This is a genomic window from Arthrobacter sp. 10T416 (genome assembly GCF_056394165.1).
Genome location: NZ_JBFTHI010000013.1, coordinates 1 through 26,391 on the forward strand (window position 1 = coordinate 1; position 26,391 = coordinate 26,391).

At 68.9% G+C, this 26,391-nt stretch carries 23 protein-coding genes and 2 riboswitches; of the genes, 18 read left to right on the forward strand and 5 right to left on the reverse strand.

From position 1 onward, the window contains the following. Positions 1–72 precede the first annotated feature (72 nt). From AC1DBE_RS13275 to AC1DBE_RS13295, 5 genes are all read left to right on the forward strand, one after another. The gene (locus AC1DBE_RS13275; RefSeq protein WP_476880537.1) at positions 73–339 is read left to right on the forward strand and encodes a hypothetical protein; all 267 of its coding nucleotides are present in this window, start codon (positions 73–75) and stop codon (positions 337–339) included. 114 nt (positions 340–453) lie between these two features. Continuing rightward, positions 454–2,745: an NAD-dependent DNA ligase LigA gene (gene ligA, locus AC1DBE_RS13280; RefSeq protein WP_476970827.1), complete on the forward strand. Its 2,292-nt coding sequence runs from the start codon at positions 454–456 to the stop codon at positions 2,743–2,745. After that, complete coding sequence (locus AC1DBE_RS13285) at positions 2,742–3,572, forward strand: inositol monophosphatase family protein (RefSeq protein WP_476970828.1); 831 nt, start codon at positions 2,742–2,744, stop codon at positions 3,570–3,572. Before ligA ends, AC1DBE_RS13285 begins: the two co-directional genes overlap by 4 nt. A gap of 79 nt (positions 3,573–3,651) precedes the next feature. Next, complete coding sequence (locus AC1DBE_RS13290) at positions 3,652–4,155, forward strand: GNAT family N-acetyltransferase (protein ID WP_476879417.1); 504 nt, start codon at positions 3,652–3,654, stop codon at positions 4,153–4,155. Positions 4,156–4,242: 87 nt separating this feature from the next. Next, complete coding sequence (locus AC1DBE_RS13295; protein ID WP_476970829.1) at positions 4,243–4,764, forward strand: hypothetical protein; 522 nt, start codon at positions 4,243–4,245, stop codon at positions 4,762–4,764. Positions 4,765–4,810: 46 nt separating this feature from the next. Here AC1DBE_RS13295 and AC1DBE_RS13300 read toward each other — a convergent pair whose 3' ends face one another. Together AC1DBE_RS13300 and AC1DBE_RS13305 are read right to left on the reverse strand one after the other, a co-directional pair. Next, positions 4,811–5,482 carry a response regulator gene (locus AC1DBE_RS13300; RefSeq protein ID WP_476879419.1) on the reverse strand — a complete coding sequence of 224 codons (672 nt, stop codon included), beginning with the start codon at positions 5,480–5,482 and terminating at the stop codon, positions 4,811–4,813. Beyond that, positions 5,475–7,232, reverse strand: coding sequence for a sensor histidine kinase (locus AC1DBE_RS13305; protein WP_476970830.1), 1,758 nt, complete (start codon positions 7,230–7,232; stop codon positions 5,475–5,477). The genes AC1DBE_RS13300 and AC1DBE_RS13305 overlap by 8 nt, the downstream gene beginning before the upstream one ends. A 132-nt stretch (positions 7,233–7,364) precedes the next feature. Between AC1DBE_RS13305 and AC1DBE_RS13310 the strand changes: the two genes are divergently transcribed. The 4 genes from AC1DBE_RS13310 to gatB all read left to right on the forward strand — a co-directional run bounded on the left by AC1DBE_RS13310 (position 7,365) and on the right by gatB (position 12,557). After that, positions 7,365–8,888 carry a CitMHS family transporter gene (locus AC1DBE_RS13310; RefSeq protein WP_476970831.1) on the forward strand — a complete coding sequence of 508 codons (1,524 nt, stop codon included), beginning with the start codon at positions 7,365–7,367 and terminating at the stop codon, positions 8,886–8,888. A gap of 282 nt (positions 8,889–9,170) precedes the next feature. Then, a complete protein-coding gene (gene gatC, locus AC1DBE_RS13315) occupies positions 9,171–9,467 on the forward strand; it encodes an Asp-tRNA(Asn)/Glu-tRNA(Gln) amidotransferase subunit GatC (protein ID WP_138769869.1) in 297 nt (98 codons plus the stop codon). A gap of 4 nt (positions 9,468–9,471) precedes the next feature. Then, complete coding sequence (gatA, locus tag AC1DBE_RS13320; RefSeq protein WP_476879422.1) at positions 9,472–11,052, forward strand: Asp-tRNA(Asn)/Glu-tRNA(Gln) amidotransferase subunit GatA; 1,581 nt, start codon at positions 9,472–9,474, stop codon at positions 11,050–11,052. Next, the gene (gene gatB / locus AC1DBE_RS13325) at positions 11,052–12,557 is read left to right on the forward strand and encodes an Asp-tRNA(Asn)/Glu-tRNA(Gln) amidotransferase subunit GatB (RefSeq protein ID WP_476970832.1); all 1,506 of its coding nucleotides are present in this window, start codon (positions 11,052–11,054) and stop codon (positions 12,555–12,557) included. The genes gatA and gatB overlap by 1 nt, the downstream gene beginning before the upstream one ends. Before the next feature lie 26 nt (positions 12,558–12,583). On the opposite strand, the gene AC1DBE_RS13330 is transcribed toward gatB, so the two are convergent. Next, the gene (locus AC1DBE_RS13330; RefSeq protein ID WP_476878451.1) at positions 12,584–13,489 is read right to left on the reverse strand and encodes a LysR family transcriptional regulator; all 906 of its coding nucleotides are present in this window, start codon (positions 13,487–13,489) and stop codon (positions 12,584–12,586) included. Positions 13,490–13,631: 142 nt separating this feature from the next. On the opposite strand from AC1DBE_RS13330, the gene tdh reads away from it, so the two are divergent. The 5 genes from tdh to AC1DBE_RS13355 are packed head-to-tail and all read left to right on the forward strand — an operon-like array spanning position 13,632 to position 19,764. Continuing rightward, positions 13,632–14,678 (forward strand): L-threonine 3-dehydrogenase, encoded by a 1,047-nt coding sequence (gene tdh / locus AC1DBE_RS13335; protein ID WP_476878452.1) that lies wholly within the window; start codon positions 13,632–13,634, stop codon positions 14,676–14,678. 57 nt (positions 14,679–14,735) lie between these two features. Continuing rightward, entirely contained in the window at positions 14,736–15,950 is a 1,215-nt protein-coding gene (locus AC1DBE_RS13340) for a glycine C-acetyltransferase (RefSeq protein ID WP_476878453.1), read from the forward strand. Positions 15,951–16,002: 52 nt separating this feature from the next. Beyond that, the gene (locus tag AC1DBE_RS13345; protein ID WP_476970833.1) at positions 16,003–17,118 is read left to right on the forward strand and encodes an NAD(P)/FAD-dependent oxidoreductase; all 1,116 of its coding nucleotides are present in this window, start codon (positions 16,003–16,005) and stop codon (positions 17,116–17,118) included. 11 nt (positions 17,119–17,129) lie between these two features. Further along, complete coding sequence (hutI, locus tag AC1DBE_RS13350; RefSeq protein ID WP_476970834.1) at positions 17,130–18,341, forward strand: imidazolonepropionase; 1,212 nt, start codon at positions 17,130–17,132, stop codon at positions 18,339–18,341. Between the two features lie 25 nt (positions 18,342–18,366). Further along, complete coding sequence (locus AC1DBE_RS13355; RefSeq protein WP_476970835.1) at positions 18,367–19,764, forward strand: phenylacetate--CoA ligase family protein; 1,398 nt, start codon at positions 18,367–18,369, stop codon at positions 19,762–19,764. 11 nt (positions 19,765–19,775) lie between these two features. On the opposite strand, the gene AC1DBE_RS13360 is transcribed toward AC1DBE_RS13355, so the two are convergent. Beyond that, positions 19,776–20,432 carry a histidine phosphatase family protein gene (locus AC1DBE_RS13360; RefSeq protein WP_476878471.1) on the reverse strand — a complete coding sequence of 219 codons (657 nt, stop codon included), beginning with the start codon at positions 20,430–20,432 and terminating at the stop codon, positions 19,776–19,778. Between the two features lie 80 nt (positions 20,433–20,512). Between AC1DBE_RS13360 and AC1DBE_RS13365 the strand changes: the two genes are divergently transcribed. Continuing rightward, a complete protein-coding gene (locus AC1DBE_RS13365) occupies positions 20,513–21,298 on the forward strand; it encodes a CPBP family intramembrane glutamic endopeptidase (protein WP_476970836.1) in 786 nt (261 codons plus the stop codon). 150 nt (positions 21,299–21,448) lie between these two features. Further along, complete coding sequence (locus AC1DBE_RS13370; protein ID WP_476970837.1) at positions 21,449–22,462, forward strand: isopenicillin N synthase family dioxygenase; 1,014 nt, start codon at positions 21,449–21,451, stop codon at positions 22,460–22,462. 103 nt (positions 22,463–22,565) lie between these two features. Here AC1DBE_RS13370 and AC1DBE_RS13375 read toward each other — a convergent pair whose 3' ends face one another. After that, on the reverse strand, positions 22,566–23,204 hold the full coding sequence (locus AC1DBE_RS13375) for a VOC family protein (protein ID WP_476878459.1): 639 nt from the start codon (positions 23,202–23,204) through the stop codon (positions 22,566–22,568). A 151-nt stretch (positions 23,205–23,355) separates the two neighbouring features. Then, a riboswitch (SAM riboswitch) is annotated at positions 23,356–23,471 on the forward strand. A 61-nt stretch (positions 23,472–23,532) separates the two neighbouring features. Here AC1DBE_RS13375 and AC1DBE_RS13380 point away from each other — a divergent pair. Continuing rightward, positions 23,533–24,849 (forward strand): bifunctional o-acetylhomoserine/o-acetylserine sulfhydrylase, encoded by a 1,317-nt coding sequence (locus tag AC1DBE_RS13380; protein WP_476970838.1) that lies wholly within the window; start codon positions 23,533–23,535, stop codon positions 24,847–24,849. 83 nt (positions 24,850–24,932) lie between these two features. Next, positions 24,933–25,048, forward strand: a riboswitch (SAM riboswitch). Between the two features lie 11 nt (positions 25,049–25,059). After that, a complete protein-coding gene (metX, locus tag AC1DBE_RS13385) occupies positions 25,060–26,247 on the forward strand; it encodes a homoserine O-acetyltransferase MetX (RefSeq protein ID WP_476970839.1) in 1,188 nt (395 codons plus the stop codon). The last annotated feature ends 144 nt before the right edge of the window (positions 26,248–26,391 follow it).

Here is a 26,391-nt window from a genome sequence, read left to right on the forward strand (position 1 = left end):
TCTTCCGGATCAGCCGGAGGCCGTTGGGGATGCCGACAGTGATCGGGTCCGGTGAACTAAGGAGATTGTCACATGGCTATGTGGGGCGCAGATGTTACTCAGCTCAAGGCACTGGGAACCAAGTTGCAGGCCGGCGCGCAGGAGATCGACAACCAGCGGTCGCTGCTGACCAAGGCCCTGGCGGCCACCGACTGGAAGGGTCCGGACGCCGACAAGTTCCGTAACGACTGGTCCGGTGAGCACACGGCCAACCTGAACCGGGTGTCGCAGGCCCTGCAGCAGGCCAGCCAGATGGCTACCCGCAACGCCAGCGACCAGGAAAGCGCTTCCCTCCGCTAAGCACGCTTCAACGAAAGGCCCGGACGCACCGCGTCCGGGCCTTTCGCGTTCCCGGGTTCCGGCGGGTCCGGCCGGTGAACGGACAACGTCGGTGATGTAGGGCAGGATAGGTCTGTGAGCACAGGGAAGACAGCAGCAGAGACCGAAACCCGCAGCGCTGACGGGGAACTGGTCCCCTCCGAAGCCGTCCGGGCGGAGTACGAGGACCTGGTCGAGGCAGTCCGGAAGCACCGCTTCGCGTACTACCAGGAGGACGCCCCGACCATCTCCGACGCCGAATTCGACGAGCTCTTCCGGCGGCTGGAGACCATCGAGGCCATGCACCCCGAACTCGTGGCCAACGATTCCCCCACCCAGGAGGTCGGCGGCGAAGTCTCCGCCGCCTTCGCCGCCGTCGAACACCTGACCCGGATGTACAGCCTCGAGGATGTGTTCTCGCTCGAGGAGCTGGAGGCCTGGATCGCCAAGGCCGAGGCCGGGGTCGCCAAACTCGGCAACGGTGGCAACCCGCCGTCGTGGCTCACTGAACTCAAGATCGACGGCCTGGCCGTTAACCTGCTGTACCGCGACGGAGTACTGGTCCGGGCGGCCACCCGCGGCGACGGCTTCACCGGCGAGGACATCACCCACAACGTCCTGACCATCAAGGAAATCCCGCAGCAGCTCACGGGCACGAACTTCCCGGCCGAGATGGAAATCCGCGGCGAGGTCTTCATCCCGTCCAAGGCGTTCGCGGAATTCAACGAGGCCCTGATCGAGGCCGGCAAGGCGCCGCTGGCCAACCCGCGCAACGCCGCCGCCGGCTCACTGCGGCAGAAGGACCCGGCGGAGACCGCCAAGCGGCCGCTCAAGATGTACGTCCACGGAATCGGGGCCCGCGACGGCCTGGAGACGGTCAGCCAGTCGGACACCTACCGTCAGCTTGCCGACTGGGGCCTGCCCACCAGCCCCTACTTTGAGGTGCTGCCCGGCCTGAAGGAAGTGCTGGACTTCATCCGGCGCTACGGGGACAAACGGCACAGCCTCAGCCACGAGATCGACGGCATTGTGGTCAAGGTGGACGACCTCGCCACCCAGCGTGCTCTGGGCTACACCTCGCGGGTCCCGCGCTGGGCTGTGGCGTACAAGTACCCGCCCGAAGAGGTCAACACCAAGCTGCTGGACATCGCCGTCAATGTCGGCCGGACCGGCCGGGTCACGCCCTTCGGCATTATGGAGCCGGTCAAGGTCGCCGGCTCCACCGTCAGCATGGCCACCCTCCACAACCAGGACGTGGTCAGGGCCAAGGGCGTCAAGATCGGAGACATTGTTGTGCTCCGAAAGGCAGGGGACGTCATCCCGGAGATTGTCGGGCCGGTGCTTGCGCTCCGGGACCAGCAGGACCCGCCGGTCCGGGACTTTGTTATGCCCACCGAATGCCCCTCCTGCGGCACACCGCTGGCACCCGGCAAGGAGGGCGACGTGGACATCCGCTGCCCCAACGCCCGTTCCTGCCCGTCGCAGCTGCGCGAGCGCGTGTTCCACGTGGCCAGCCGCGGAGCCTTCGACATCGAGGCGCTCGGCTGGGAGGCCGCGATCGCCCTGACCCAGCCCACCGAACCTGAGGTTCCGCCGCTGAGCACAGAGGCGAATCTGTTCCGGCTCAAACCCGAAGACCTCGCCGGGGTCCGGATCCGCCGCGAAAAGCGCTCCAAGGGCGTGCCCACCGGCGAATTCGAGCTGGTGCCCTACTTCTACACCAAGGGCACGGCCAAGGCGCCGTCCAAGCCGACGGCCACCACCGAAAAGCTGTTCAGTGAGCTCGAGAAGGCCAAAACCCAGCCGCTCTGGCGGGTCCTGGTGGCGCTGTCCATCCGGCACGTCGGACCCCGGGCGTCCCGGGCCCTGGCCACCGCGTTCGGCACCATGGACGCCATCCGGCAGGCGTCCGAGGAGGAACTGGCCAACGTCGACGGCGTGGGCCCGGTCATCGCCGTGGCGCTCAAGGAGTGGTTCGCCGAGGACTGGCACCGCGAAATCGTCGACACCTGGGCCGCCGACGGCGTCCGGATGGAAGACGACCGCGACGAGTCCACCCCGCGGACCCTCGAAGGCCTGACCGTGGTGGTCACCGGCAGCCTCGAAGGGTTCAGCAGGGATGAGGCCAAGGAAGCGATCCTCATCCGCGGCGGCAAGGCGGCCGGTTCCGTCTCCAAGAACACCAGCTACGTCGTAGCCGGGGAGAACGCCGGGACCAAGCTGGACAAGGCAGAGCAGCTGGGCCTTCCCGTCCTTGACGAGGACGGCTTCCGCGCCCTGCTCGCCGGCGGCCCGGCCGCCCTCGGCGGCGACGCCGACGCAGACGCCGACGCCGGGACAGCCGACGCGGCGGACGCGGACGGAGCCGACGGGGACGCCGCCGAATGACCGCCGGCACGGAGCACTTCCCCGCGTCCGGCGCCTTCCTGGCCCTGGCGCGGGAGGCTGCCGCCGCCGGTGCCGCGGTGCTGGCCGGGCGGAGCGCCGAGGCGCTGGGCGTGAGCAACAAGGGTGACTCGGGGGACTGGGTGACGTCCTTCGACCTCGCCGCCGAGGCCGCCGTCCGCGACGTCATCACCCGGGCCAGGCCGGGGGATGCGATCACCGGCGAGGAAGGCGGCACCGTCCGCCCCGCGGATCCGAGCGGGTTCCGCTGGTCCGTCGACCCCCTGGACGGCACCACCAACTTCATCCGCAACATCGTCTACTACGGAACCTCCGTGGCGGTGGCCGGCCCCGACGGCACTTGGCTGGCCGGCGTCGTCCACGCCCCCGCGCTGGGCCGGATCTATTACGCCTCCCGCGGCCAGGGCGCCTGGCTGGAACAAGGCGGCCAGCGGACCGCCCTCAACGGACCCGTGCCGGGCCGCTCCGGCCAGATCCTGGCGACCGGATTCAGCTACGATCCGGCGGTCCGGGCCGAACAGTCCGCCGCACTCGGCGGGCTCATGGACGGCTTCGCCGACGTCCGGCGGCTCGGGTCCGCGGCCCTGGATCTGTGCCTGGTGGCGGACGGCACCCACGATGCCTACGGTGAGCGCGGCCTCAACGAACACGACTTCGCCGCCGGTGCGCTCATCGCGGAGGAGGCCGGCTGCTGGGTACGCCGCCCGCGGCTGACCAGCGTCCTCGACGGCGGCCCGTCCGACGACGAACGGCTCGCCGCCTGGACCTGCGCCGGACCCCTTGAACTGTCCGGCACGTTCCCGCTCTGACCGGTGTCCGCCTGATAGTTCGGTCACGGAAACCCCCGGTTGGCGGGCCGCGGGTGTCCGCCGCCCGTACCATGGACTGGTGCATTCGCAGATCCTCATTCGTCCCGCCGTCCCGGCCGACTACGACGCCGTTGCCCGCATCACCCGGGACGCCTACCTGGCGGCAGGCCACTTTGAAGACGGCGACCACCCGTACATGCAGGAAATCCAAAAGGTCGCCCAGCGGCACGAGAACGCGACCATTTGGGTGGCGGAACGCGCCGGCCGGATCGTCGGGTCGGTGACCCTCGCCGTCGCGGGGGAGCCCTACGCCGACATCGCCCGCCCGGACGAACTGGAATTCCGGATGCTCGTGGTGGACCCGGCAGTACAGCGCAGCGGCGCCGGCAAGGCCATGGTGCAGGCCATCATCGAACACGCCCGTTCGCTGCCCGGCGTCACCGGGGTGGCCCTGACCACCGGCCAGACCTGGGAAAGCGCCCACGGCCTCTACCGCTCATCGGGTTTCCGCCGCGTCCCGGAGCGCGACTGGTTCGTGCCGAACACGGACATCAAACTTCTCGTCTACCGCCTGGACCTCTAACCACCCGCGCCCGACCCGGTAGGGTGTGCAGTCAGAGCATCATCCCCTGACGCACGCCCGCAAGCGCCGAGTACAGCTGGAGGATCCATGGCCCCGCACATCCCCGAAACCCTGGACAAGAAACTGCTTGGCCTGTATCTCTCCGACCACCTGACCGGCGCCACCGCCGGGCTGGGCCGGATCGAACGGATGGCCGGGGACTTCACGGACACCCCGTTCCGCGCCGAGCTCACGGCTCTTGCCGCCGAAATCCGGCGTGAACGCGACATGCTCCGTGGCCTGATCCATGACCTGGGCATCCGCCAGCGGCCGCACCGGCAGGCCGCGGCCTGGCTGGCCGAACACGCCGGACGGCTGAAACTCAACGGACGCCTGCTGAGCCGGTCGCCCATGACGCTGGTCCTGGAGTCCGAACTGATGCGGGCCGCGGTGCTGGCCAAGATCGGCGGCTGGCAGACACTGGAGGAGCTGGCCCCGGAACTCGGGCTTGAGGCCGCCACCTTCGCCAACCTCACCGCCGAAGGCCGGGCCCAGATCGCCACCCTGGACCGCGTCCACGACCACGCCCGCAGCCAGGCGTTCCGCAAGGGCCACGACGTCACCGGCTGACGGCTGGAACCCGCACCGCCGCCGTCGGCAGGCTAGCCTGCGTCCGCTATCCGGCCGCCCCGGCCGGCACCCCGTAGCGGTGCTCGGGCCGCCCGGTGGTGCCGTAGCGCAACTGGATGTCGACGGCGCCGTCGTCCGCCAGCGCCGACAGGTACCGCTGGGCCGTCGCCCGGGAGACCCCTACGCGGGACGCCACCTCCGCCGCCGAATACTGTTCCCCGGGCTCCAGGGACTCCAGGACCGCCGCCTCCGTGGCGGAGCGCGGCCGGGCCGAAGGTGCGACGTCGCCCGGAATGAGGGCACGTTTGGCCCGCTCCACGGTCTCCTGTGACAGGTTGCCGGGCTGGGCCAGGATCCGGCGGTAGCGGGCGTAGGAGCGCAGCTGCTGGGACAAGGACTCGGACGTGAACGGCTTGAGCAGGTAGCCAAGGGCGCCACGCCGGAACGCGACCCGGATCGAGGCAGCGTCCGAGGCGGCACTGAGGATCATCGTGTCAACGTCCAGCTGGTGCAGCAGGTCCAGGCCCGAGGCGTCCGGCAGGTAAACGTCCAGTAGCACCAGGTCGGGCCGGAGGCTGTGGATGGACTGCAGGGCCTGCGACGCCGAGCCGGCCGGCGGCAACGCCAGGAACCCGGCCACCGAGTCCACGTAAGCCGCGTGCAGCTTGGCGACGTGGAAGTCATCGTCCACAATCAGGACCCGGAAATCTTCAGACAACGTTGTCTCCTTCTGTACTGTCGCCTACTTCTGTATCAACGGATGCGGCTCCGGCGACCGTCCCGGGGAGGACCGCCATAAACACCGCGCCGGGGCCGCCCCGCGAACCCCGTTCCAGCACCACCACATCCCCGCCGCGGCGCCGGGCCAGCTGCCGGGCCAGTGCAAGTCCCAGCCCTTGGCCGGCCCCGGCCCGGGCGGGTCGCTGCGCGGTGGTAAAACCCTCGGCGAAGACCCTGTCATCGGCATCGGCATCGGCATCCGGCTGGCCCGCGGCTGCCGGGAGTCCGTCACCGGAATCGCCCACAATGATGTGCAGCGTGCCTGCCGCACCGCCGTCGGCGGGTTCGTCCAACACTTCCACTTCCACCCAGCGGTCGGCCGCGGCGCCGGCGACGGCGGCGTTCACTGCGTTGTCGATCAGGTTGCCCAGCACGGTGGTCACCTCCTGGGGCTCCACCACGTGGCCGCGGACCAGGGTCTCCGGGCCAAGCCGCAGGCTGACCCCACGCTCGTCGGCTTCCACGCCCTTCGCGCCGAGGAACGCCTGGAGGTAGGTGTCCTGCAGCAGCTCGGCCTGGTCCACCGGGAACTTCAACGGCCCGGTCGCCGCGAGCCGGGCAAGGTAGTCCTGGGCCTGCTGGTGCTGCCCGATGCTCATAAAGCCGGCGATGGTGTGCAGCTGGTTGGCGAACTCGTGGCGCTGGGCGCGCAGGGCGGTGGACATGGTGCCCACGGCGTCCAGCTGGCGGGTGAGCTGCTGCAGTTCAGTGCGGTCGCGCAGGGTGACCACCCAGCCCAGGTCCTCCCGGCCGTGCAGGGCCTTGCGGGCGCTGGCCACCAGCACGCGGTCCCCGGCCAGGAGTTCGACGGCGTCGCCCTCGCCGGCGTCCGGCCGGGTCAGGGCCTGCAGCGCGGCCGGCACCGGGGCTCCGGCCCACGGCGTCCCGGCAAGATCGGGCTGGTCCAGCATCCGCCGGGCCGCGGCGTTAAAGACGCTGATCCTGCCGTCGGCGGCGACGCCGATCACGCCGTCGTCCACGCCCTGCAGCACCGCGACCTGATCGTGGACCAGGGTGCTGATCTCCTCCGGTTCCAGTCCCAGCGTCAGCCGACGGAGCCGGTGCCGCAGCAGGAAGGAGACCACGCCGCCGGCCAGCAGGGCGCCCGCTGCGGTGAGGGCGATCGGCACAATGTCCCGGGTCAGGCTCTGGCCGATGGACTCGGTGGAGTAGCCCACGCTGACTTCGCCCACCACGGTGCCGGAGCCGGGCGCGTAGACGGGGACTTTGGCGCCGGCGGAGGGGCCCAAGGTTCCGGTGTTCCGGGTGGTCACTTCCTTGCCGGAGAGTGCCTCGGAGGGGTCAGTGCTGACGCGTTCGCCCAGCCGGTCGGCGTCGGGGTGGGCCAGCCGGAGGCCGGTTTCGTCGGTGATCACAACAAACAGGGCACCCGTGCGTGCCCGGGCGCCCTCGGCGGCGGCCATCAGCGGCCCCGCGAGCAGTTCAGCAGGCGGGGGAGTGCCGGTCCGGGCGCTGATCTGCCGGACTTCGGCCCGCACCGCCGGGTCCGAGGCCACGGTTCGGGCCAGGGTCAGCGCCTGGTTCTCCGCCTCGCGGCCCAGGCGCTCGTAGGTCAGCCATGCGTGCACGGCGCTGCTGAGCAGCACCACCAGGACCACAACGCCCAGCTGGAGCAGCAGGGTCTGCGTGGTGAACCGCAGGTGCCTGCGGCGTGTGAGGGCTCCCACGGCGGCCCTCCTTCAATGGTGTGGCGGCGTCAGCGGCCTGTGAGCAAAATGAGCAAAATGCGTCCAACAAGCAGTATGCCAATCAATTGAGCCAAAGGCACCTCCGTGACGCAGACCACCCTAACGTCTGTAGTGCGCATCACAGCGGAGTGGTGCGGAACACAGAAGAAGGAGCCGGCTGTGCTGGTATTACTCGGATTCGCCATGATTGCAGTCTTCATGGTGCTGATCATGACGAAGAAGCTGACGCCGGTGCTGGCGCTGATCATCGTCCCCACTATTTTCGGGCTGTTCGCCGGCGCAGGCCTCGGCATCGGGCCCATGGTCATGGATTCCATGAAGTCCATGACGTCAACGGCCGCGCTGTTGATGTTCGCCATCATCTACTTCGGCCTGATGATCGACGTAGGACTCTTCGACCCCCTGGTCCGGTTCATCCTGCGCAAGCTCGGTAACGACCCCGCCAAGGTGGTCCTGGGCACCGCGATCCTCGCCGCCGCCGTCTCGCTCGACGGTGACGGCTCCACCACCTTTATCCTCACCACCGCCGCCATGCTGCCGGTCTACCTGCGGCTGAAGATGAGCCCGGTGGTCCTGACCTGTGTGGCCGGCCTGGCCAACGGCACCATGAACATCCTGCCCTGGGGCGGCCCCACCGCCCGCGCCGCGTCCGCGCTGAAGATCAGCGTTTCCGACGTCTTTGTCCCGATGATCCCGTCGCTGATCGCCGGCCTCGTCGTGGTGTTCGTCTTCGCCTGGCTGCTGGGCCTGCAGGAACGCAACCGCCTCCGCGCCGTGGCCCCGGAAATCTGGGCCGAGGGCGCGGAGTTCGACGGCGGCACCCCTGCCGGCGGCACCGGCGCCGGCGTTAGCGGCTCGGGACGTCTTGGTTTCGGACGCAAGTCCGCCACCCCCGCCGGCGGAGCCCCCGCCGCGGGCGGCACCGGCGTCGCGGTCCTGGAACGCACCGAGGACCTTGTGGACGAGCGCGATTCGGCCATGGCGGACACCGCCCTGGATCCCAACCGCAAGACCCTGCGCCCCAAGCTGTTCTGGTTCAACCTCGGCCTCACCGTCGCCGTGATGGTGACCCTGGTTGCCAACATCGTTCCGCTGCCGTTCGTCTTTATGGTCGGCGCCGCGATCGCCCTGCTGGTCAACTTCCCCAACGTCAAGGACCAGGGCGCCCAGCTGATCGCCCACGCCCCCTCGATCGTCGCCGTCGTCAGTATGGTCATGGCCGCCGCGGTCCTGACCGGCGTCCTCAACGGCACCGGCATGGTCAAGGCCATGTCCGAGTGGCTCGTCCAGATCATCCCGGCGGACATGGGCCCGCTGATGGCCGTCATCACCGGCGTGCTCAGCATCCCGATGACGTTCTTTATGAGCAACGACGCGTTCTACTTCGGCGTCCTGCCCGTCCTCAGCGAAACGGCGGCCCACTACGGCGTCGGCGCCGCGGACATGGCCCGGGCCTCCATCACCGGCCAGCCGTTCCACCTGCAGAGCCCCCTGGTCCCGGCCATCCTGCTGCTGGTCTCGCTGGCCAAGGTGGAGCTGGGTGACCACCACAAGAAGGTTCTCTGGCGCACGGCCGTGATCTCCCTGGTCATGCTCGGGGTAGGAGTAGCCACCGGAGCGATCGGCATCGGCTAACCAAACCAATAAAACAGAAGGAGGCAGGGTGCGGAAGATTTTCCCCACCCTGCCTCCTTCTGCATGTGGGGTGAGTCCGACATCGCTGAAGGTGAGAGCGGCACATCGGCGACGGGACGGACATCCGGAAGCGTGCGTCTAAGCGAGGTACGAGCGAGCACGCGGAGGATCGTCCGGCCCGCCGCCGAAAGGCGACCACGTCCGGCGATAAGCCGGACGGTAACCACACGCAGGGACACGTAGACTGGGACGGAAAATAATCCGAACTTGCAGGGGAGATCCATGGCTGCGATCAACCGCGACGACGTCGCGCATCTCGCGCGTCTCGCGCACATCGAGATGAGTGCTGAAGAGCTGGACAGGATGGCCGGCGAACTCGCCGTCATCGTGGAGTCGGTTAAGTCCGTCAGTGAAGCCGCCGGTGATGACGTCCCGGCCACGTCCCACCCGATCCCGCTGACCAACGTGTTCCGCGAGGACGTTGTGGGCCACACCTTCACGGCCGAGCAGGCGCTTTCCGGAGCCCCCGACGCGTATGAGGGCCGCTTCAAGGTCCCGGCAATCCTGGATGAGGACTAAGACCATGACTGAAACCACCCCCGAGCTGTTCCGCCTCTCCGCGGCGGCGCTCGCCGAGAAGCTCGCCGCCCGCGAGATCACCGCCGTCGAGGTCACCCAGGCGCACCTGGACCGCATCGCCGCCGTCGACGGCCAGGTCCACGCCTTCCTGCACGTCAACGCCGAGGAAGCCCTCGCCGTCGCCGCCGAGGTGGACGCGATCCGCGCCGCCGGCGGCCCCGCCGCCGAGGAACTGCACGTGCTCGCCGGCGTGCCGATCGCCGTCAAGGACCTGATCGTCACCGTCGGCCAGCCCACCACCGCCGGCTCCAAGATCCTCGAGGGCTGGCACAGCCCGTACGACGCCACCGTGGTGGAGCGCCTCCGCGCCGCCAAGATGCCGATCCTCGGCAAGACCAACCTGGACGAGTTCGCCATGGGCTCCTCCACCGAGCACTCCGCATACGGGCCCACCCGCAACCCCTGGGACCTGGACCGGATCCCCGGCGGTTCCGGCGGTGGCTCCGCGGCCGCCGTCGCCGCCTTCGAAGCACCGCTTGCCCTCGGTACCGACACCGGCGGGTCCATCCGCCAGCCCGGCGCCGTCACCGGCACCGTCGGCGTCAAGCCCACCTACGGCGGCGTCTCCCGCTACGGCGCCATCGCCATGGCCTCCTCCCTGGACCAGATCGGCCCGGTCTCCCGCACTGTGCTGGACTCGGCCCTGCTGCACCAGGTAATCGGCGGCCACGACCCGCGCGACTCCACCTCCCTGCCGGACCCGCTCGAGGACCTCGTGGCCGCGGCCCGGACCGGCAACGTCGAGGGCATGAAGATCGGCATCATCAAGGAACTCCACGGCGAGGGCTACCAGGCCGGCGTCGAGAACCGCTTCAACGAGGCGCTGGAGCTGCTCAAGGGCGCCGGCGCCGAGATCGTCGAGGTCTCCTGCCCCAACTTCAAGTACGCCCTGGGCGCCTACTACCTGATCATGCCCTCGGAGGCCTCCTCCAACCTGGCCAAGTTCGACGGCGTCCGGTTCGGCCTGCGCGCGCTGCCCGAAGAGGGCCCGATGACCATTGAACGCGTTATGGGGGCCACCCGCGCCGCCGGCTTCGGTGACGAGGTCAAGCGCCGCATCATCCTCGGCACCTACGCCCTGAGCGCCGGCTATTACGACGCCTACTACGGCTCGGCCCAGAAGGTCCGCACCCTGATCCAGCGCGACTTCGACGCCGCGTTCGCCCAGGCCGACGTGCTGATCTCCCCGACGGCGCCGACGACGGCGTTCAAGCTCGGCGAGAAGCTCAACGACCCCCTGGCCATGTACCTCAACGACGTCGCCACGATCCCCGCCAACATGGCCGGGGTTCCGGGGCTGTCCCTGCCCGGCGGCCTCGCCGACGAGGACGGGCTCCCCGTGGGTGTGCAGCTGCTCGCCCCGGCACGGCAGGATGCCCGGTTGTACCGCGTCGGTGCCGTCCTCGAGTCGCTGCTCGAGGCGCAGTGGGGCGGACCGCTGCTGGAGAAGGCCCCCTCACTGACTGACGCCGACGCCGATTCTTCCACCGCTGCCACGGCCCTGAGCCACGGAGGTTCACACTAATGACTGATGCAACCCTCAGCTTCGAAGAGGCGATGGAGAAGTACGATCCCGTCCTGGGCTTCGAGGTCCACGTGGAGCTCAACACCAAGACCAAGATGTTCTCCTCCGCCCCGAACGTCTTCGGCGACGAGCCGAACACGAACGTCAACGAGGTGGACCTCGGGATGCCCGGCGTCCTGCCGGTGGTGAACAAGACCGCGATCGAGTCCTCGATCAAGATCGGCCTGGCGCTGAACTGCAAAATCGCCGAGACCTGCCGCTTCGCCCGGAAGAACTACTTCTACCCGGACACCCCGAAGAACTTCCAGACCTCGCAGTACGACGAGCCCATCGCGTACGACGGCTACCTCGACATCGAGCTCGCCGACGGCACCGTGTTCCGCGTCGAGATCGAACGCGCCCACATGGAGGAGGACGCCGGCAAGCTCACCCACATGGGTGGCGCCGCCGGCCGCATCCAGGGCGCGGACTACTCCCTGGTGGACTACAACCGTTCCGGTGTGCCGCTGGTCGAGATCGTCACCAAGCCGATCGAGGGCGCCGGCAGCCGCGCGCCCGAGCTCGCCAAGGCCTACGTCGCCGCGGTCCGCGAGATCGTGAAGAACCTGGGCGTCTCGGACGCGAAGATGGAGCGCGGCAACGTCCGCTGCGACGCCAACGTCTCCCTGCGCCCGCACGGCCGCGAACGCTTCGGCATCCGCTCGGAGACCAAAAACGTCAACTCGCTGCGCGCCGTCGAACACGCCGTCCGCTACGAGATCCAGCGCCACGCGGCCGTCCTGGAATCCGGCGCGCCGGTGGTCCAGGAGACCCGGCACTGGCACGAGGACACCCGCTCCACCACCTCGGGCCGGCCGAAGTCCGACGCTGACGATTACCGTTACTTCCCGGAACCGGACCTGGTGCCGGTTGTCGCTTCGCGCGAATGGGTCGAGGAGCTCCGGGCCACCCTGCCCGAGCCGCCGGCCGCCCGCCGCAAGCGCCTGCAGGCCGACTGGGGCTACTCGGACCTTGAATTCCGCGACGTCGTCAACGCCGGTGTCCTCGACGAAATCGAGGAGACCATCGCCGCCGGTGCCACCGCCACCGTGGCGCGTAAGTGGTGGATGGGCGAGATCGTCGGCCGTGCCAAGAACGCCGACGTCGACCCCGGCCAGCTCGGCGTCGCCCCGGCCACCATCGTGGAACTGAACGCGATGGTCGAAGACGGCAAGATCAACAACAAAATGGCCTCCGAGGTCCTGGACGGCGTGCTCGCCGGCGAGGGAACCCCGGCGGAAATCGTCGAAAAGCGCGGCCTGGCCGTGGTCTCCGACGACGGCCCGCTGCTCGAGGCCATCGACGCTACCCTCGCCGCGCAGCCCGGCGTCGCGGACAAGATCCGCGGCGGCAAGCTGCAGGCCATCGGCGCAATCGTTGGCGGCGTTATGAAGGCCACCCGCGGCCAGGCTGACGCCGGCCGCGTGAAGGAACTGATCCTGGAGCGCCTGGGCGTCGAAGGCTAAGCACCCCGCCGCCCCGGAACGGGACGTCAGGCAACAAGCTCGGTCATGATGGTCTGCAGTGCATCGCAGACCATCATGACCGATGCGCGTTTAAGGTTCTCCGGCCGTGCCAGGATGTCGATCCGGCGCCTGGTGCTGATCCCCTCGAGCGGCTTGAGCACAATCTCCGGGTTCAGCACCGGCCGGGCGGTGTGCCGCGGCAGCAACCCGATCACGCTGCCGGCGGCCACCAGCGCCGCGACCGTGGAGTAGTCGTTGATCCGGTGCACGATGTTCAGCTCGCGGCTGGAAACCGCGGCCACCGCGGAGAGCACGTCCGCGGGGGAGTAGCCGGTGTGGCTGGTCACCCACGGTTCGCCGACGACGTCGTCCGCGGTCACCGCCCGCTGCCGGGCCAGCCGGTGCCCGGCGGGCAGGGCCACGTCCAGCGGTTCGTGAGCCAGCGGAATCACCGCGACCCGTTCCTCCGGCCAGCGCGGGCTGTGGTCCATCCGGTGCGCGAGGACCAGGTCATAACGTGCTGTCAGGGCCGGGAAGTCCTGCTGCGCGACGTCCTCGTCGGAGAGCAGGAGCCTGGGCTGGTCCGGACCGGCCAGGAGCCTGGCCAGCGGCGCGAACAGGGCCTGGCCGGCACTGTGGAACCCGCTGAGCGTGACCGGCCCCACCGGGGAGCCGTGGTAGGCGCCGATCGCCGTCCGCGCATCAGCCATCGCGCTCACCACGGCCGCACCGGCGTCCGCGAGCACCTGCCCGGCCTCGGTCAGGACGAGGTTCCGGCCCTCCTTCCGGGTCAGCGGGACCTCAACGGACCTTTGCAGCGCGGCCAGCTGCTGCGACACCGCCGACGGGGTGACCAGCAGGGTCTCGGCGACGGCTTTGACGCTGCCCAGGGCGCCGAGTTCGCGCAGCATTTCAAGCTGGTGGATTTCCATCCCACCATCCTATGCGCAAGGTAAAACTAAATCGTCGATTGAGAAAATTCTGGTTGTGCTAACGCTTTGGGGCGGGTCTAATGAGGTGAGTTGTCCCACACGCGCCGCCGCCCAGGCCGGCCATTCACAGTAAGGCAGGCCCATGAAGGCTCTCTACAAGTCCGGCGCCCACGCGGGATTCGAACTGGTTGACCGCCCGGAACCGGAAACCGGCGCCGGTGACGTCAAGATCCGGGTCATGACCACCGGCATCTGCGGCACGGACCTGCACATCCAGTCCTGGGACGCCTGGGCGCAGGGCATCATCAACGCGCCGCTGATCGCCGGCCACGAGTTCTACGGCGAGGTGGTTGAGGTCGGCGAGGACGTGATGGACGTCAAGGTCGGCGACCGGGTCTCCGGCGAGGGCCACATCGTCTGCGGCATCTGCCGTAACTGTCGCGCCGGCCGCAAGCAGATGTGCATCAACACCGTCAGCGTCGGCGTGCAGCGCGACGGCGCGTTTGCCGAGTACGTCGTCATCCCGGAGACCAACGTCTGGGTCCACCACGACCCCTCCGTGACCCCCGAGCTGGGCGCGATCTTCGACCCGTTCGGCAACGCCGTCCACACCGCCCTGAGCTTCCCGCTGGTGGGCGAGGACGTGCTCATCACCGGCGCCGGCCCCATCGGCCTGATGGCAATCGCCGTCGCCCGCCACGCCGGGGCCCGGAAGATCGCCATTACGGACGTCTCCGCCCCGCGCCTGGAGCTGGCCCGCCGGCTCGGCGTCGACCTCGCCATCGACGTCTCGAAGATGCGGGTCAAGGAGGCCCAGCGCGAACTGGGCATGCGCGAGGGCTTCGACATCGGCATGGAAATGTCCGGCCACCCCACGGCCCTGCCTGAGATGATCGACAACATGAACCACGGCGGCCGGATCGCGATGCTGGGGCTGCCCAGCCAGTCCATCGACATCGACTGGGGCAAGGTGGTCACCCACATGCTGACCATGAAGGGCATCTATGGCCGCGAGATGTTCGAGACCTGGTACGCCATGAGCGCCATGCTCTCCTCCAACCCGGTCCTGCACGCCAACATCTCCGCGGTGGTCACGGACACCCTGCCCGCCGCCGACTGGGAAAAGGGCTTCGAGATCGCCCGCGCCGGCGTCGGCGGAAAAGTCGTCCTCGACTGGACCGGCTTCTAGGTCCTGTCCGTTTCCGGTACCGTACAAAAACTTCACCCCTGCTGAGGAGCCCAACCAATGTATTCAGCCATCAAGGACCAGCTGCGGCACGAACTCGACGAGATCCGCGGCGCCGGCCTGTTCAAGACCGAACGGCACATCGACTCGCCGCAGGCCAGCCACATCAAAGCCGGCCAGCTCGGCCAGGGCAGCGCCGACGTGCTGAACTTCTGCGCCAACAACTACCTTGGCCTCGCGGACCACCCCGAGATCATCGCCGCCGCCAAGGACGCCATGGACGAGCGTGGCTTCGGCATGGCCAGCGTCCGCTTCATCTGCGGCACCCAGGACCTGCACCTGGCCCTCGAACAGCGGGTGTCGGCGTTCCTGGGTACCGAGGACACCATCCTCTTCTCCAGCTGCTTCGACGCCAACGGCGGCGTCTTCGAGTCGCTCTTCGGCCCGGAGGACGCCATCATCTCCGACGCGCTGAACCACGCCTCCATCATCGACGGCATCCGGCTGTGCAAGGCCCAGCGCTTCCGCTACGCCAACCAGGACATGGCGGACCTGGAAGCCCGGCTGATCGAAGCCACCACGCAGGAGAACCCCGCACGACGCAAGATCATCGTCACCGACGGGGTCTTCTCGATGGACGGCTTCCTGGCCCCGCTCGAAGCGATCTGCGACCTCGCCGAAAAGTACGACGCCCTGGTGATGGTGGATGATTCCCACGCTGTTGGCTTTATGGGCCCCACCGGTGCAGGCACCCCGGAACACGCCGGTGTGTCGGACCGCGTGGACATCTACACCGGCACGTTCGGCAAGGCCCTTGGCGGTGCCTCCGGCGGCTACGTCTCCGGCCGCGCCGAAGTCATCGCCATGCTCCGCCAGAAGGCCCGCCCCTACCTGTTCTCCAACTCCCTGGCCCCGGCGATTGTCGCCGCCACCCTGAAGGCACTGGACCTCGTGGAGAACTCCGGAGAACTGCGCGGCAAGCTGTTCGCCAACGCCGAACTCTTCCGCCGCCGCATGGCCGAGGAAGGCTTCGACCTGCTCGACGGCGAGCACGCGATCGTCCCCGTGATGTTCGGCGACGCCGTTATGGCAGCCAAGGTGGCCGACGCGATGCTCGCCAACGGCGTCTTCGTCACTGCCTTCAGCTACCCCGTGGTGCCCAAGGGAGCAGCCCGCATCCGCGTGCAGCTTTCCGCCGCGCACAGCACCGACGACGTCGAACGCTGCGTCCAGGCGTTCGTCCGCAGCCGCGAAACGGTGGCCGCGGCCTCCTAGGGCCGGTAAAAAAGTACTGACGTGACCTCCGGACGGGTGCAAGGATGGAGGCATGTCAGCTACATACGATGTTGTGATCGTGGGCGGCGGCATCGCCGGCCTGTCCCTGGCCTCCGCCCTCGCCGGCCAGTGCACCGTGGCCCTGGTCGAGGCCGAGCAGTCGCTGGGGTACCACACCTCGGCGCGCTCGGCCCGGCAGCTGATCCCCAGCTACGGTCCGCCCGTAGTGCAGGAGCTCACCATGCGCACGCTGGAGCTCATCGGCACCAAGGAAGGCACCCGGCCCGAACCGGTGCTCTCGCCGCGCCGGTTCATGCTGATTGGCGACGAGGCGTCCGTGCAGCAGCAGGCCAGCGGCTTCATGCACCGGATCAGCCATGACGAGGCCCTCGAGATCTGCCCGGCCCTCAAGCCCGACACCTTCGAGGCAGCGGGACTGGATTCTGGATCCTTCGCCTGCAACGCGTCCCTGCTCCTGGAAGACCACCGGGAGCGCGCGGTGGAGGGCGGCGTGGACATCATCACCGGCGCGCGCGTCCACTCGGCGCAGCGGCTGGGGACCGGCTGGGAGCTTGGGGCCGGACAGGAAGGCCTGGAGGCCGCCGTCGTGGTCAACGCCGCCGGTGCGTGGGCGGATGAACTCGCCGTGCTCAGCGGCGTCGAGAAGCTTGGACTCCAGCCGTACCGGCGCACCGCGGCCATTGTCGACGTCGAACACCCCCTCCCGCCGGGATGCCCCATGGTCGCCTCTGCGGGCAGCTTCTACTTCCGGCCCGACGGCCGGCGGCAGGTGCTGATCTCCCCGTCCGAGACTGTACCCAGCGGCCCCGAGGACGCCCGGCCCTATCCCGGCGACGTCGAGGCCCTTATCACCAGGCTCAACGCCCTCACCACCATGGGGATCGGGGCAGTGAGCCGGGCCTGGACCGGGCTGCGGACCGAGGCCTCCGACGGCGTGCCCGTTGTGGGGTTCGACGCCGAGGCCGCCGGTTTCTTCTGGCTCGCCGGCCAGGGCGGCTACGGTTTCCAGACCTCCTCCGGCATCGCCGAGGTGGCGGCTGCCCTGATCCTCGCCGGGCAGGGCTCGGCACAGCCGCTTCCGGCCGACAGTCCGGCATCCCGGACGGCCGCGGCGCTGGCCGCGACGCGGATGTCCATCCGGGCCTGAAGAATGGACCCATGAGCACCCTCATCACCAACATCGCCGAACTGATGACCCAGGACGCGGAGCACAGGGTCCTGGCGGACGCAGCCCTCGTCATCGACGGCGAACGGATCGCCTGGCTCGGCGCCGCCGCCGACGCCCCGGCGGCCGACGACGCCGTCGACGCCGGTGGCCGTGCCCTGCTGCCCGGCTGGGTGGATTCGCACACCCACCTGGTGTTTGCCGGCGACCGGACGGCGGAGTTCGAGGCGCGGATGGCGGGGGAAAGCTACAGCGCCGGCGGCATTGCCGTCACCACCGGCGCCACCCGGAGCACCGGCGACTTCGACCTCACCCGGCTGGCGCTGGGCCGCGTCGCCGAAGCCGTCGCCCAGGGCACCACCTACCTCGAGACCAAAACCGGGTATGGCCTGGACGTGGACAACGAGGCCCGCAGCGCCCGGATCGCCTCGACCGTCGCGGACGAGGTGACGTACCTGGGCGCGCACCTGGTCCCGCACGGGATGGACGCGGACGAGTACACGGACCTGGTCTGCGGTCCCATGCTTGCCGCGGTCCGGCCGTACGTGCGCTGGGCCGATGTCTTTTGCGAGCAGGGTGCCTTCACCGAGGAGCAGTCCCGTCGGGTCCTCCAGGCCGCCCGGGAAGCCGGGCTCGGCCTGCGGGTACACGGCAACCAGCTCGGCGAGGGCCCGGGGGTGCGCCTGGCGGTCGAGTTCGGGGCCTCGAGTGTGGACCACGTGAACTACCTCTCCGGAACGGACATCGACGCCCTGGCCGGCAGCTGGTCCGGCTGGGACCCGGCTGCCGGCGCCGGCCGCCGCGGCACCGTCGCAACCTGCCTGCCGGCCTGCGACCTGTCCACCCGGCAGCCGCTGGCCCCCGGACGGGAACTGCTCGACGCCGGGGTCCAGCTGGCCCTCGCCTCCAACTGCAACCCCGGAACGTCATACACGAGCTCAATGGCATTTTGCGTGACCACCGCCGTGTTGCAGATGCGGCTCAGCGTGCACGAGGCCGTCCGGGCGGCCACCTACGGCGGGGCGCTGGCCCTGGGCCGGGAGTCCGGAAACGACGCCGACGGCCAGCGTGCGGTCGGTTCCCTCGCGGTCGGGCACCGGGCAGACCTGCACCTGCTCAACGCCCCCTCCGCCACCCACCTGGCCTACCGGCCGGGCATGCCGCTCACCCACGCGGTCTGGCGAGCCGGAGTCCGCGCCCGCTGACGCACCAGCACACAGGAGGCACCCCATGGCCGGGTTCGCGAGGGAGCTGGGCATCATGCTCGATCTGCTGCGGGCCACCCGCGGCGGACCGCAAGCGCTGGCCCGGCGCCGCGACACCCGGCTCAACGCCCTGGTCCGGCACGCCAGGACCTGCTCGCCGTACTACCGGGAGCTGTACCGCGGCCTCCCGGCCGGGGACGCCGCACTTGGTGACCTGCCACCGGTCACCAAGCAGCAGCTGATGTCCCGTTTCGACGACTGGGTGACCGACCCCGCCATCACCCGGGCCGGCCTGGAAGCCTTCGTCGCCGATCCGGCCCTGGTGGGCAGCCTCTACTGCGGTCAGTACCTGGCCTGCACCAGCTCGGGAACCACCGGACACCCTGGGCTCTTTGTGCACGACCCAGCGGCCGTGGCATGCTACCGGGCGCAGGGCGCCCGCGCGCTGGCGAGCACCGCGGGCATTCGCGGCCTCCTCCCGCTGCTGCTCCAGGTGCTGCGCCGCGGCGTCCGCACCGCCGTCGTAGTGGGTACCGGCGGCCATTTCGCCGGCGCCGTCTGGCTGGAGGCCGAACGCCGCCGCAGCCGGGGCCGGGGCCGGGCCTTCCGCCTGTTCCCGGTCCAGCAGCCGCTGGAGCGGCTGGTGCAATCGCTCAACGACTTCAACCCCGCCCTCCTGGTGGGCTACCCCAGTGCCCTGGAACTGCTCGCTGCGGAACAGGACGCCGGCCGGCTGCGCATTCATCCGGTCCTCGTGGAGTCCAGCGGGGAGTCCGCCGGGGAGCCGGAGCGGCTGGCCGCGTCGCTGGGTGCCCGGGTCCACAACGTCTATGCCGCCTCCGAATTCAGCCCCATCGCGCTGGACTGTCCCGCCGGCTGGCTGCATGTCAACAGCGACTGGGTGATCCTGGAACCGGTGGACAGAGACTACCGGCCCACGCCGCCGGGGGAGGCCTCCCACACGGTGCTGCTGACCAACCTCGCCAACCGCGTCCAGCCGCTGATCCGCTACGACCTCGGCGACTCGGTGGTCGCCAGGCCCGGCCCCTGCAGCTGCGGCAACCCGCTGCCCGCCATCCGGGTGGCCGGCCGGCGCGACGACGTCCTGCACTTCGCGGATGCCGGCGGCCGCACGGTCAGCGTCCTGCCGCTGGCCATCACCACCCCTATCGACGATGCCCCGGGTGTGCACCGCTGCCAGCTGGTGCAGACCGGTCCGGAGTCCCTCCGGGTGCGGCTGCTGCTCGAACCGGGTGCCGCGCCGGAGCCGGTGTGGCAGGATGTCACGGCGAAGCTTGCCGCGTTCCTGGCTGGCCAGGGCCTGCCCGACGTGGCGCTGGTCCAGGCGGACGAGCCGCCGGAGCAGCACGGGCCTAGCGGAAAGTTCCACCAGGTCATCGGGCTGAAGCGGCCGCCCGGGTAGGGGAGCGGTGCCTAAAAGACCATCGGGGGAGCGTCCAGCACGGTCTCATCCACCCGGCGGTCCTCCCACTGGCTGAACGGCTTGTCGAGCTCGTACTTGCCCGCCCCGGTGCGCAGCAGGGTCCTGATCTCGGCGTTGTCCGGGTTGTTCAAGGACTCGAAGTACTCCACTGACCAGTGGAACCAGCGCATGCAGAACAGCCGCATGGTCAGGCCGTGGGTGACGAACAGGGCGTTCGGCGCGTACGTGGGCTTGGACCAGTGCCGGTACAGCGTCTCCATGAACGAGGAGATCCGGTCGTAGACGTCCGAGCCGGATTCACCCTCCCGGAACCGGTAGAAAAAGTGCCCGTACGCGTTGCGGAGCTCTTTTTGGTCCTCGATGTCGCCGGCGATCTGGAAGTTGGCCCAGTCCTGCTCCCGCAGCCGGGGCTCCTCGATCACGCGTTCCACCAGGGAACCGAGGCGCAGCGCCTCCAGGGTCTGGTAGGCCCGCAGGTAGGGGGAGACGTAGACGCAGACCTTCTGCCCGTCCAGTTGGTGCCGCAGCTGCCCGCCCGCAGCCACTGCCTGCTCCACGCCGAGCTCGGTCAGCGGGATCCGGTAATCGGGCACCCGGTTATAGATCGAGGTGTCGGCGTTGGCGGCAGACTGGCCGTGCCGGATCATGATGATTTTCCCGGGCGCACTCACAGGCCTAGCATAGGCGCGTGCAGCCAACTCCCGGCAACGGCAGGCAAGATAGGAGCATGTTGGTTCCCTCCCGCCGCCGGCTGCGGCTCGAAGTCTGGATTGTCCTGGGCCTGTCCCTGGGGCAGTCGGCGGTGTATTCGGTGGTGCAGCTGCTGGACAAGCTGACCCGGGCGCCGCTGGCCCAGGGCACATCCACGCTGAACCGGTCGCAGAGCAGCCGCGAATACTTCGACCTCACGTATCAGCTCCTGGACATCATCTTCGCCCTGGTGCCGGTTGCCCTGGTGATCTATTTCCTGACCGAGCTCCGGCCAACGGGCGCGGCCGCCGGGGCCGGGAGCACCGGCACGTCGGCGTTCCGGAAGCTGGGCTTCAATTTCGCCCGCCCGGGCAAGGACCTGCTGCACGGCATCGGGCTCTTCGCCCTCATCGGCGTCCCGTCGCTGGGGCTCTACGCCGCCGGCCGGGCTTTGGGCATTACGACGGCGATCATCCCCAGCGCGCTCGACTCCTACTGGTGGACCGTGCCGGTCCTGATCCTCTCCGCGATCCGGCACGGCATCGTGGAGGAAGTGATTGTGGTGGGGTACCTGCTGGACCGGTTCGGAAAGTTCGGCTGGAGTATGCCGCTGGCCATCTTCGCCAGCTCCATGCTCCGCGGCAGCTACCACTTGTACCAGGGCTTCGGCCCCTTCATTGGCAACGCGGTCATGGGCGTCATATTCGCCCTCATCTACACGCGGACACGGCGGGTAATGCCGCTCGTGATCGCCCACGCGCTGCTCGACATCGTCGCATTCGTCGGGTTCAGCCTCTTCGGGAAAGCCATCGGCCTGGGCTGAGTCAGCAGGGTCACCCCGCCGGGGTTCCGGCCTGTGGGCGGAAAATGTCTTATTTCGACACAGGACTCATCAGGACAGGGTCCCAGTCCGTAACATTGGAGCTATTCCAGGCTTCGGCTTGCTAAATACGCTGCAAAGGACTAGGTCATCTTGTCGCTTGAATCATTGCCCATCTTGGATTTCTCGCTTCTGGCTGCGGGCCCCGAAGAGGCCGCACGGTTCCGGAACGATTTGCGCGATGCCATGCGGGAGGTCGGCTTCATCTACCTCTCCGGCCACGGCGTCCCCCAGGAACTCACCGATGCCATGCTGGACGTCTCCCGGCGCTTCTTTGCCCTCCCCGAGGACCAGAAGCTCGCCATCGAGAACGTCCACAGCCCGCAGTTCCGCGGCTACACCCGCGTGGGCGGCGAGATCACCGACGGCGCCGTCGACTGGCGCGAGCAGATCGACATCGGCGTTGAGCGCGACGCCGTGGAGCCCGGGCCCGGCGTCGCCGACTACTGGCGGCTCGAGGGACCCAACCTGTGGCCCGACGGACTGCCCGACATGCAGGAGGTCGTGACCGAATGGACCGATCGCCTGAGTGAAATTTCGCTTTCCCTGCTCCGGGCCCTCGCCGTCTCGCTCGGAGCGCCCGAGGACACCTTCGACGCCGCATTTGCCGCGCGGGCCTTCCCGCTGCTGAAGATCGTGCGGTACCCGGGGGAGTCCGATCCGGAGCCCAAGCAGGGTGTGGGATCCCACCGCGACGGCGGGGTCCTGACCCTGCTCCTGGTCGAGCCCGGGAAGGGCGGCCTGCAGGTCGAATACCAGGGCAAATGGATCGACGCGCCCCAGGTGCCCGGCACGTTCGTCGTCAACATCGGCGAGATGCTCGAGCTGGCCACCAACGGGTACCTCAAGGCCACGCTGCACCGGGTGATTTCGCCCCTGCGCGGCACCGACCGGATCTCCCTGCCGTTCTTCTATAACCCGGCCCTGGACGCCACCATGCCCCGGCTGGCCGTCAGCCCGGAATTCCAGGCCCAGGCCCGCGGACTGTCCGTGGACCCCACCAACAGTCCGATCCTGGAGACCTACGGCGACAACGCCCTCCGCTACCGGCTGCGGGCACACCCCAACGTGGTGGAAGTGCACCACCCGGACCTGCTGAAGGCCTGAGCCGGGACCAGCACCGGGACCAGCGGCTTAAAGGAATTCGGCCGCCAGCGGTGGGTGGCATCATTGGCACCCGCTGCTGGCGGCCGAAGTGTAGGGGAAACCGTCAGATAGTGACGGCGCCGGAATCCGTTTCGAACGTGACGGAGAGGATCCCCGGCGTCCCGTGCGGGGCGAGCCAGTTGACGTCCACGTCCTCCAGCGGCTTGCCCACCGGTTCACCCAGCCACTCGGTGACCCGCTCGGCGGAACCGGCGATGGTGAGCGCAGACATCTTGACGCTGCTCTCGTAGGCGTTGGACGGGTGCAGCGCCGGATCGCCTTCCCACTTGAGCATGTAGGGCACCTGCGGGTCGGCGATCAGGCCGAGGATGCCGATCTGCTTCCAGACAAGTTCCCGTCCGTCAGGGAACTTGCGGTTGCCGTTGACGGCCGCGCGGCCCAGGCGTTCCTCGAACGGGCCGAGGTCGTCGACCTCGACGCACCAGCCCATCCAGCCCCCGCCGGCCGCCGAGCGTGCCCGGACGGCCTGGCCGAAGGGTGCCTTGTCCGACGCCGGGTGGTCCAGGACCTCCACGACCTCAAGGTACTTGTGCCCGGCGAGCGGAATGATCATGTTGCGGGTCCCGAACCGGGGGTGGACTCCGCCCTTGACGGCCTCGACCCCAAGGGCCGAGGCGATACGTTCGGTGGTGGCAGCCAGGCCATCCTGTTCACAGGCGTAAGAGACGTGATCCATGCGCATGCCATCATCTTGGCACTTTGTGATGGAGCTCTCAGCTTAGGGTGTCCTAACTCAGATGGGATGTCCTTTTCCGAGCCCTGCGCACGCCGTCGTTCTTCATTTTCGTCACAAACCTATCCTGCCGCCGGGACCGCTTCCTAGACTGAATCCAGGTCATGAGCGCCAGCATCAAGCCCCGGCTTGCTGGCCGGCAACCCTCCAAACGCGGCGGGGTGCCCCGGGTGAAGACCTGGCCCACCGGCGCCCGCCGGCGGGCAAGCGCGGCTGCCAGCGCCGTCCCGGCCCCGAGGCCGGAGTCGGGCTGCGCCCAGTAACAAGGAGCACTCCGATGTCCAACGCCTGGTCCTTTGAAACCCGCCAGATCCACGCCGGCCAGGAGCCGGACGCTGCCACCGGCGCCCGGTCACTGCCTATCTACCAGACGACGTCGTTCGTCTTCCCCAGCGCCGAAAGCGCCGCCAACCGCTTCGCGCTCGCCGAACTCGCGCCCATCTACACCCGGATCGGAAACCCCACCCAGGACGCCGTCGAACAGCGCGTAGCCAGCCTGGAAGGCGGCCTTGGGGCGCTCCTGCTCAGTTCCGGCCAGGCCGCCGAGACCTTCGCGATCCTCAACATCGCCGAGGCCGGCGACCACGTGGTGGCCAGTCCCAGCCTGTACGGCGGAACTTACAACCTGCTGGCCCACTCGCTGAAGAAGTTCGGCATCGAAGTAACCTTCGTCGAGGACCCCGACAATCTGGACCAGTGGCGGGACGCCGTGCGGCCGAATACCAAACTGTTCTTCGGCGAGGTGGTCTCCAACCCCCGCCAGGACGTGCTGGACATCGAGGGTATCGCGGACGTGGCCCACCAGGCCGGCGTCCCGCTGATCGTGGATAACACACTCTCCACCCCGTACCTGATCCGTCCGATCGAATGGGGTGCCGACATTGTGGTCCACTCGGCCACCAAGTACCTCGGCGGTCACGGTGCGGCGATCGCCGGCGTGATCGTCGACTCCGGCAACTTCGACTTCGGCAAGGAACCGGACCGCTATCCGGGCTTCAACACCCCGGATCCTACCTACAACGGCCTCGTCTACGCCCGGGACCTGGGGGCGGACGGGGCACTGGGCGCGAACCTGTCCTATATCCTCAAGGCCCGCGTCCAGCTGCTGCGCGACCTCGGCTCCGCCGTCTCGCCGTTCAACGCCTTCCTGATCGCCCAGGGCATCGAAACCCTGAGCCTGCGCGTGGAGCGGCATGTCGCGAACGCCACCCGCGTGGCCGAATGGCTGGAAGCCAGGGACGACGTCGAATCCGTCGCCTACGCCGGGCTGCCGTCCAGCCCCTGGTTCGAGCGCGGCCGCAAGTACGGGCCGAAGGGAACCGGCGCCGTCGTCGCCTTCAACCTCGCCGGGGGAGCGGAGGCCGGCAAGCGGTTCGTCGATGCCCTGGAACTGCACTCCCACGTGGCGAACATCGGCGACGTGCGCTCCCTGGTCATCCACCCGGCGTCGACCACCCACAGCCAGCTCTCGCCGGAGCAGCAGGCGGTGGCAGGCGTCAATCCCGGGCTGGTCCGGCTCTCGGTGGGCCTCGAGCACATCGACGACATCCTCGCCGACCTCGACGCCGGTTTCCGGGCCGCGAAGGACGCCTGAGGGGCGGCGGCGCCGGGGTCTGGCTGTCACACAGCCGTCACAATCTTCGCGCTGGCGCCGCCGGCTTTCGTAGAATCAAGGCAGGTCATGAGTGCCAGTGACAGCCCCGGCTTGCTGGCCGGCAACCCTCCTTCTGCGGCGGGGTGCCCCGGGTGAAGACCTGGCCTGCCGGTCAGCTGACGGCGGGCAAGCGCGAAGTTAGGTCCTCACATGACGATTGCCGTCACCCGCACGGGTGTACCCGAAAACCAATCCTCCGCCAGCGCTGTACCGGCCAGCGCTGTACCGGCCGGCGCTGACCCGGATGGCACTGTCCCGGATGGCACTGTGCAGCTCGTGCAGGTGGGGTCGCTGGTCCTTGAATCCGGCGCCACCCTTCCCGACGTCACCCTCGCCTACGAATCGTGGGGGACACTCAACGCGGACGCATCCAATGCGGTGCTGATCCAGCACGCCCTCACCGGCGACACCCATGTCACCCGCGGCGCCGGGGCCGAACCGGGGTGGTGGGAGCAGCTGGCCGGCCCCGGGGCGCCGGTGGACACGGACAAGTACTTCGTCGTCTCCATCAACATCCTCGGCGGCTGCTACGGCTCCACCGGGCCCTCCACCGCCGCGCCGGACGGGCGGCCCTGGGGCTCGCGGTTTCCGCTGGTCACCCTCCGGGACAGCACAGCGGCCGAGGCCCGGCTCGCCGACGCTCTCGGGATCGACAGCTGGTACGCCGTGCTGGGCGGTTCGCTCGGCGGTGCCAGGGCACTCGAATGGGCGGTCAGCTACCCGGAACGGGTGCGTCGGTGCGCCGTGATTTCCGTCGGTGCCAGCAGCACGGCCGAGCAGATCGCTTTCGCCCAGGCCCAGACCCTGGCCATCCGGCAGGACCCCAACTTCAAGGGCGGGGACTACTACGGCGGTCCGGAGCCCGACGCCGGCCTGGCGCTGGCCCGGCGGATCGCGCACATCACCTACCGCTCCGCGGCCGAGCTCGACGGGCGCTTCGGGCGCAACGCCCAGGCCGCCGAGGCCCCGCTCGGCGCAGGGTCGCTGGCTGGCCGCGGCCGCTACCAGGTTGAGAGCTACCTGGACCACCAAGGCAACAAGCTGGTGCGCCGCTTCGACGCCAACAGCTACATTGCCATCACCGAGGCGCTGATGAGCCACGACGTCACCCGCGGCCGGGGAAGCCTGGAGCAGGCCGTTTCCCGCGCCACGGCAGCCTTCTTCGTGGCCGCCGTGGACTCGGACCGGCTGTACTTCCCCGCGCAGTCCCGGGAACTCGCCGAGGCCCTGCCCGGGGACGTGCCGCTGCATGTCATCGAGGCCCCGATCGGCCACGACGGCTTCCTGACCGAGATCGGCCAGCTCGGGGACCGGCTCCGGAGCGACTTCTTCGCGTAGCCCACCCTTCAGCGTGTGCATTTTTGCAGACGCCCTCTGCGCGATTAGTTGTTGAGCCTGCCGCGTTCCGGGACCATACTCGTGGAGAATGACGCCGTGTGTCCCAACTCACACACGCGTTGTCAACTTAATGGTCCACAGGGT

Excerpts from the sequence above, each read along its gene's own strand:
- AC1DBE_RS13275 (WP_476880537.1), top strand. The coding sequence starts at position 73 with ATGGCTATGTGGGGCGCAGATGTTACTCAGCTCAAGGCACTGGGAACC.
- AC1DBE_RS13285 (WP_476970828.1), top strand. The coding sequence starts at position 2,742 with ATGACCGCCGGCACGGAGCACTTCCCCGCGTCCGGCGCCTTCCTGGCC.
- AC1DBE_RS13295 (WP_476970829.1), top strand. The coding sequence starts at position 4,243 with ATGGCCCCGCACATCCCCGAAACCCTGGACAAGAAACTGCTTGGCCTG.
- gatC (WP_138769869.1), top strand. The coding sequence starts at position 9,171 with ATGGCTGCGATCAACCGCGACGACGTCGCGCATCTCGCGCGTCTCGCG.
- gatA (WP_476879422.1), top strand. The coding sequence starts at position 9,472 with ATGACTGAAACCACCCCCGAGCTGTTCCGCCTCTCCGCGGCGGCGCTC.
- gatB (WP_476970832.1), top strand. The coding sequence starts at position 11,052 with ATGACTGATGCAACCCTCAGCTTCGAAGAGGCGATGGAGAAGTACGAT.
- AC1DBE_RS13330 (WP_476878451.1), bottom strand. The coding sequence starts at position 13,489 with ATGGAAATCCACCAGCTTGAAATGCTGCGCGAACTCGGCGCCCTGGGC.
- tdh (WP_476878452.1), top strand. The coding sequence starts at position 13,632 with ATGAAGGCTCTCTACAAGTCCGGCGCCCACGCGGGATTCGAACTGGTT.
- AC1DBE_RS13340 (WP_476878453.1), top strand. The coding sequence starts at position 14,736 with ATGTATTCAGCCATCAAGGACCAGCTGCGGCACGAACTCGACGAGATC.
- AC1DBE_RS13345 (WP_476970833.1), top strand. The coding sequence starts at position 16,003 with ATGTCAGCTACATACGATGTTGTGATCGTGGGCGGCGGCATCGCCGGC.
- hutI (WP_476970834.1), top strand. The coding sequence starts at position 17,130 with ATGAGCACCCTCATCACCAACATCGCCGAACTGATGACCCAGGACGCG.
- AC1DBE_RS13355 (WP_476970835.1), top strand. The coding sequence starts at position 18,367 with ATGGCCGGGTTCGCGAGGGAGCTGGGCATCATGCTCGATCTGCTGCGG.
- AC1DBE_RS13360 (WP_476878471.1), bottom strand. The coding sequence starts at position 20,432 with ATGATCCGGCACGGCCAGTCTGCCGCCAACGCCGACACCTCGATCTAT.
- AC1DBE_RS13365 (WP_476970836.1), top strand. The coding sequence starts at position 20,513 with ATGTTGGTTCCCTCCCGCCGCCGGCTGCGGCTCGAAGTCTGGATTGTC.
- AC1DBE_RS13375 (WP_476878459.1), bottom strand. The coding sequence starts at position 23,204 with ATGCGCATGGATCACGTCTCTTACGCCTGTGAACAGGATGGCCTGGCT.
- AC1DBE_RS13380 (WP_476970838.1), top strand. The coding sequence starts at position 23,533 with ATGTCCAACGCCTGGTCCTTTGAAACCCGCCAGATCCACGCCGGCCAG.
- metX (WP_476970839.1), top strand. The coding sequence starts at position 25,060 with ATGACGATTGCCGTCACCCGCACGGGTGTACCCGAAAACCAATCCTCC.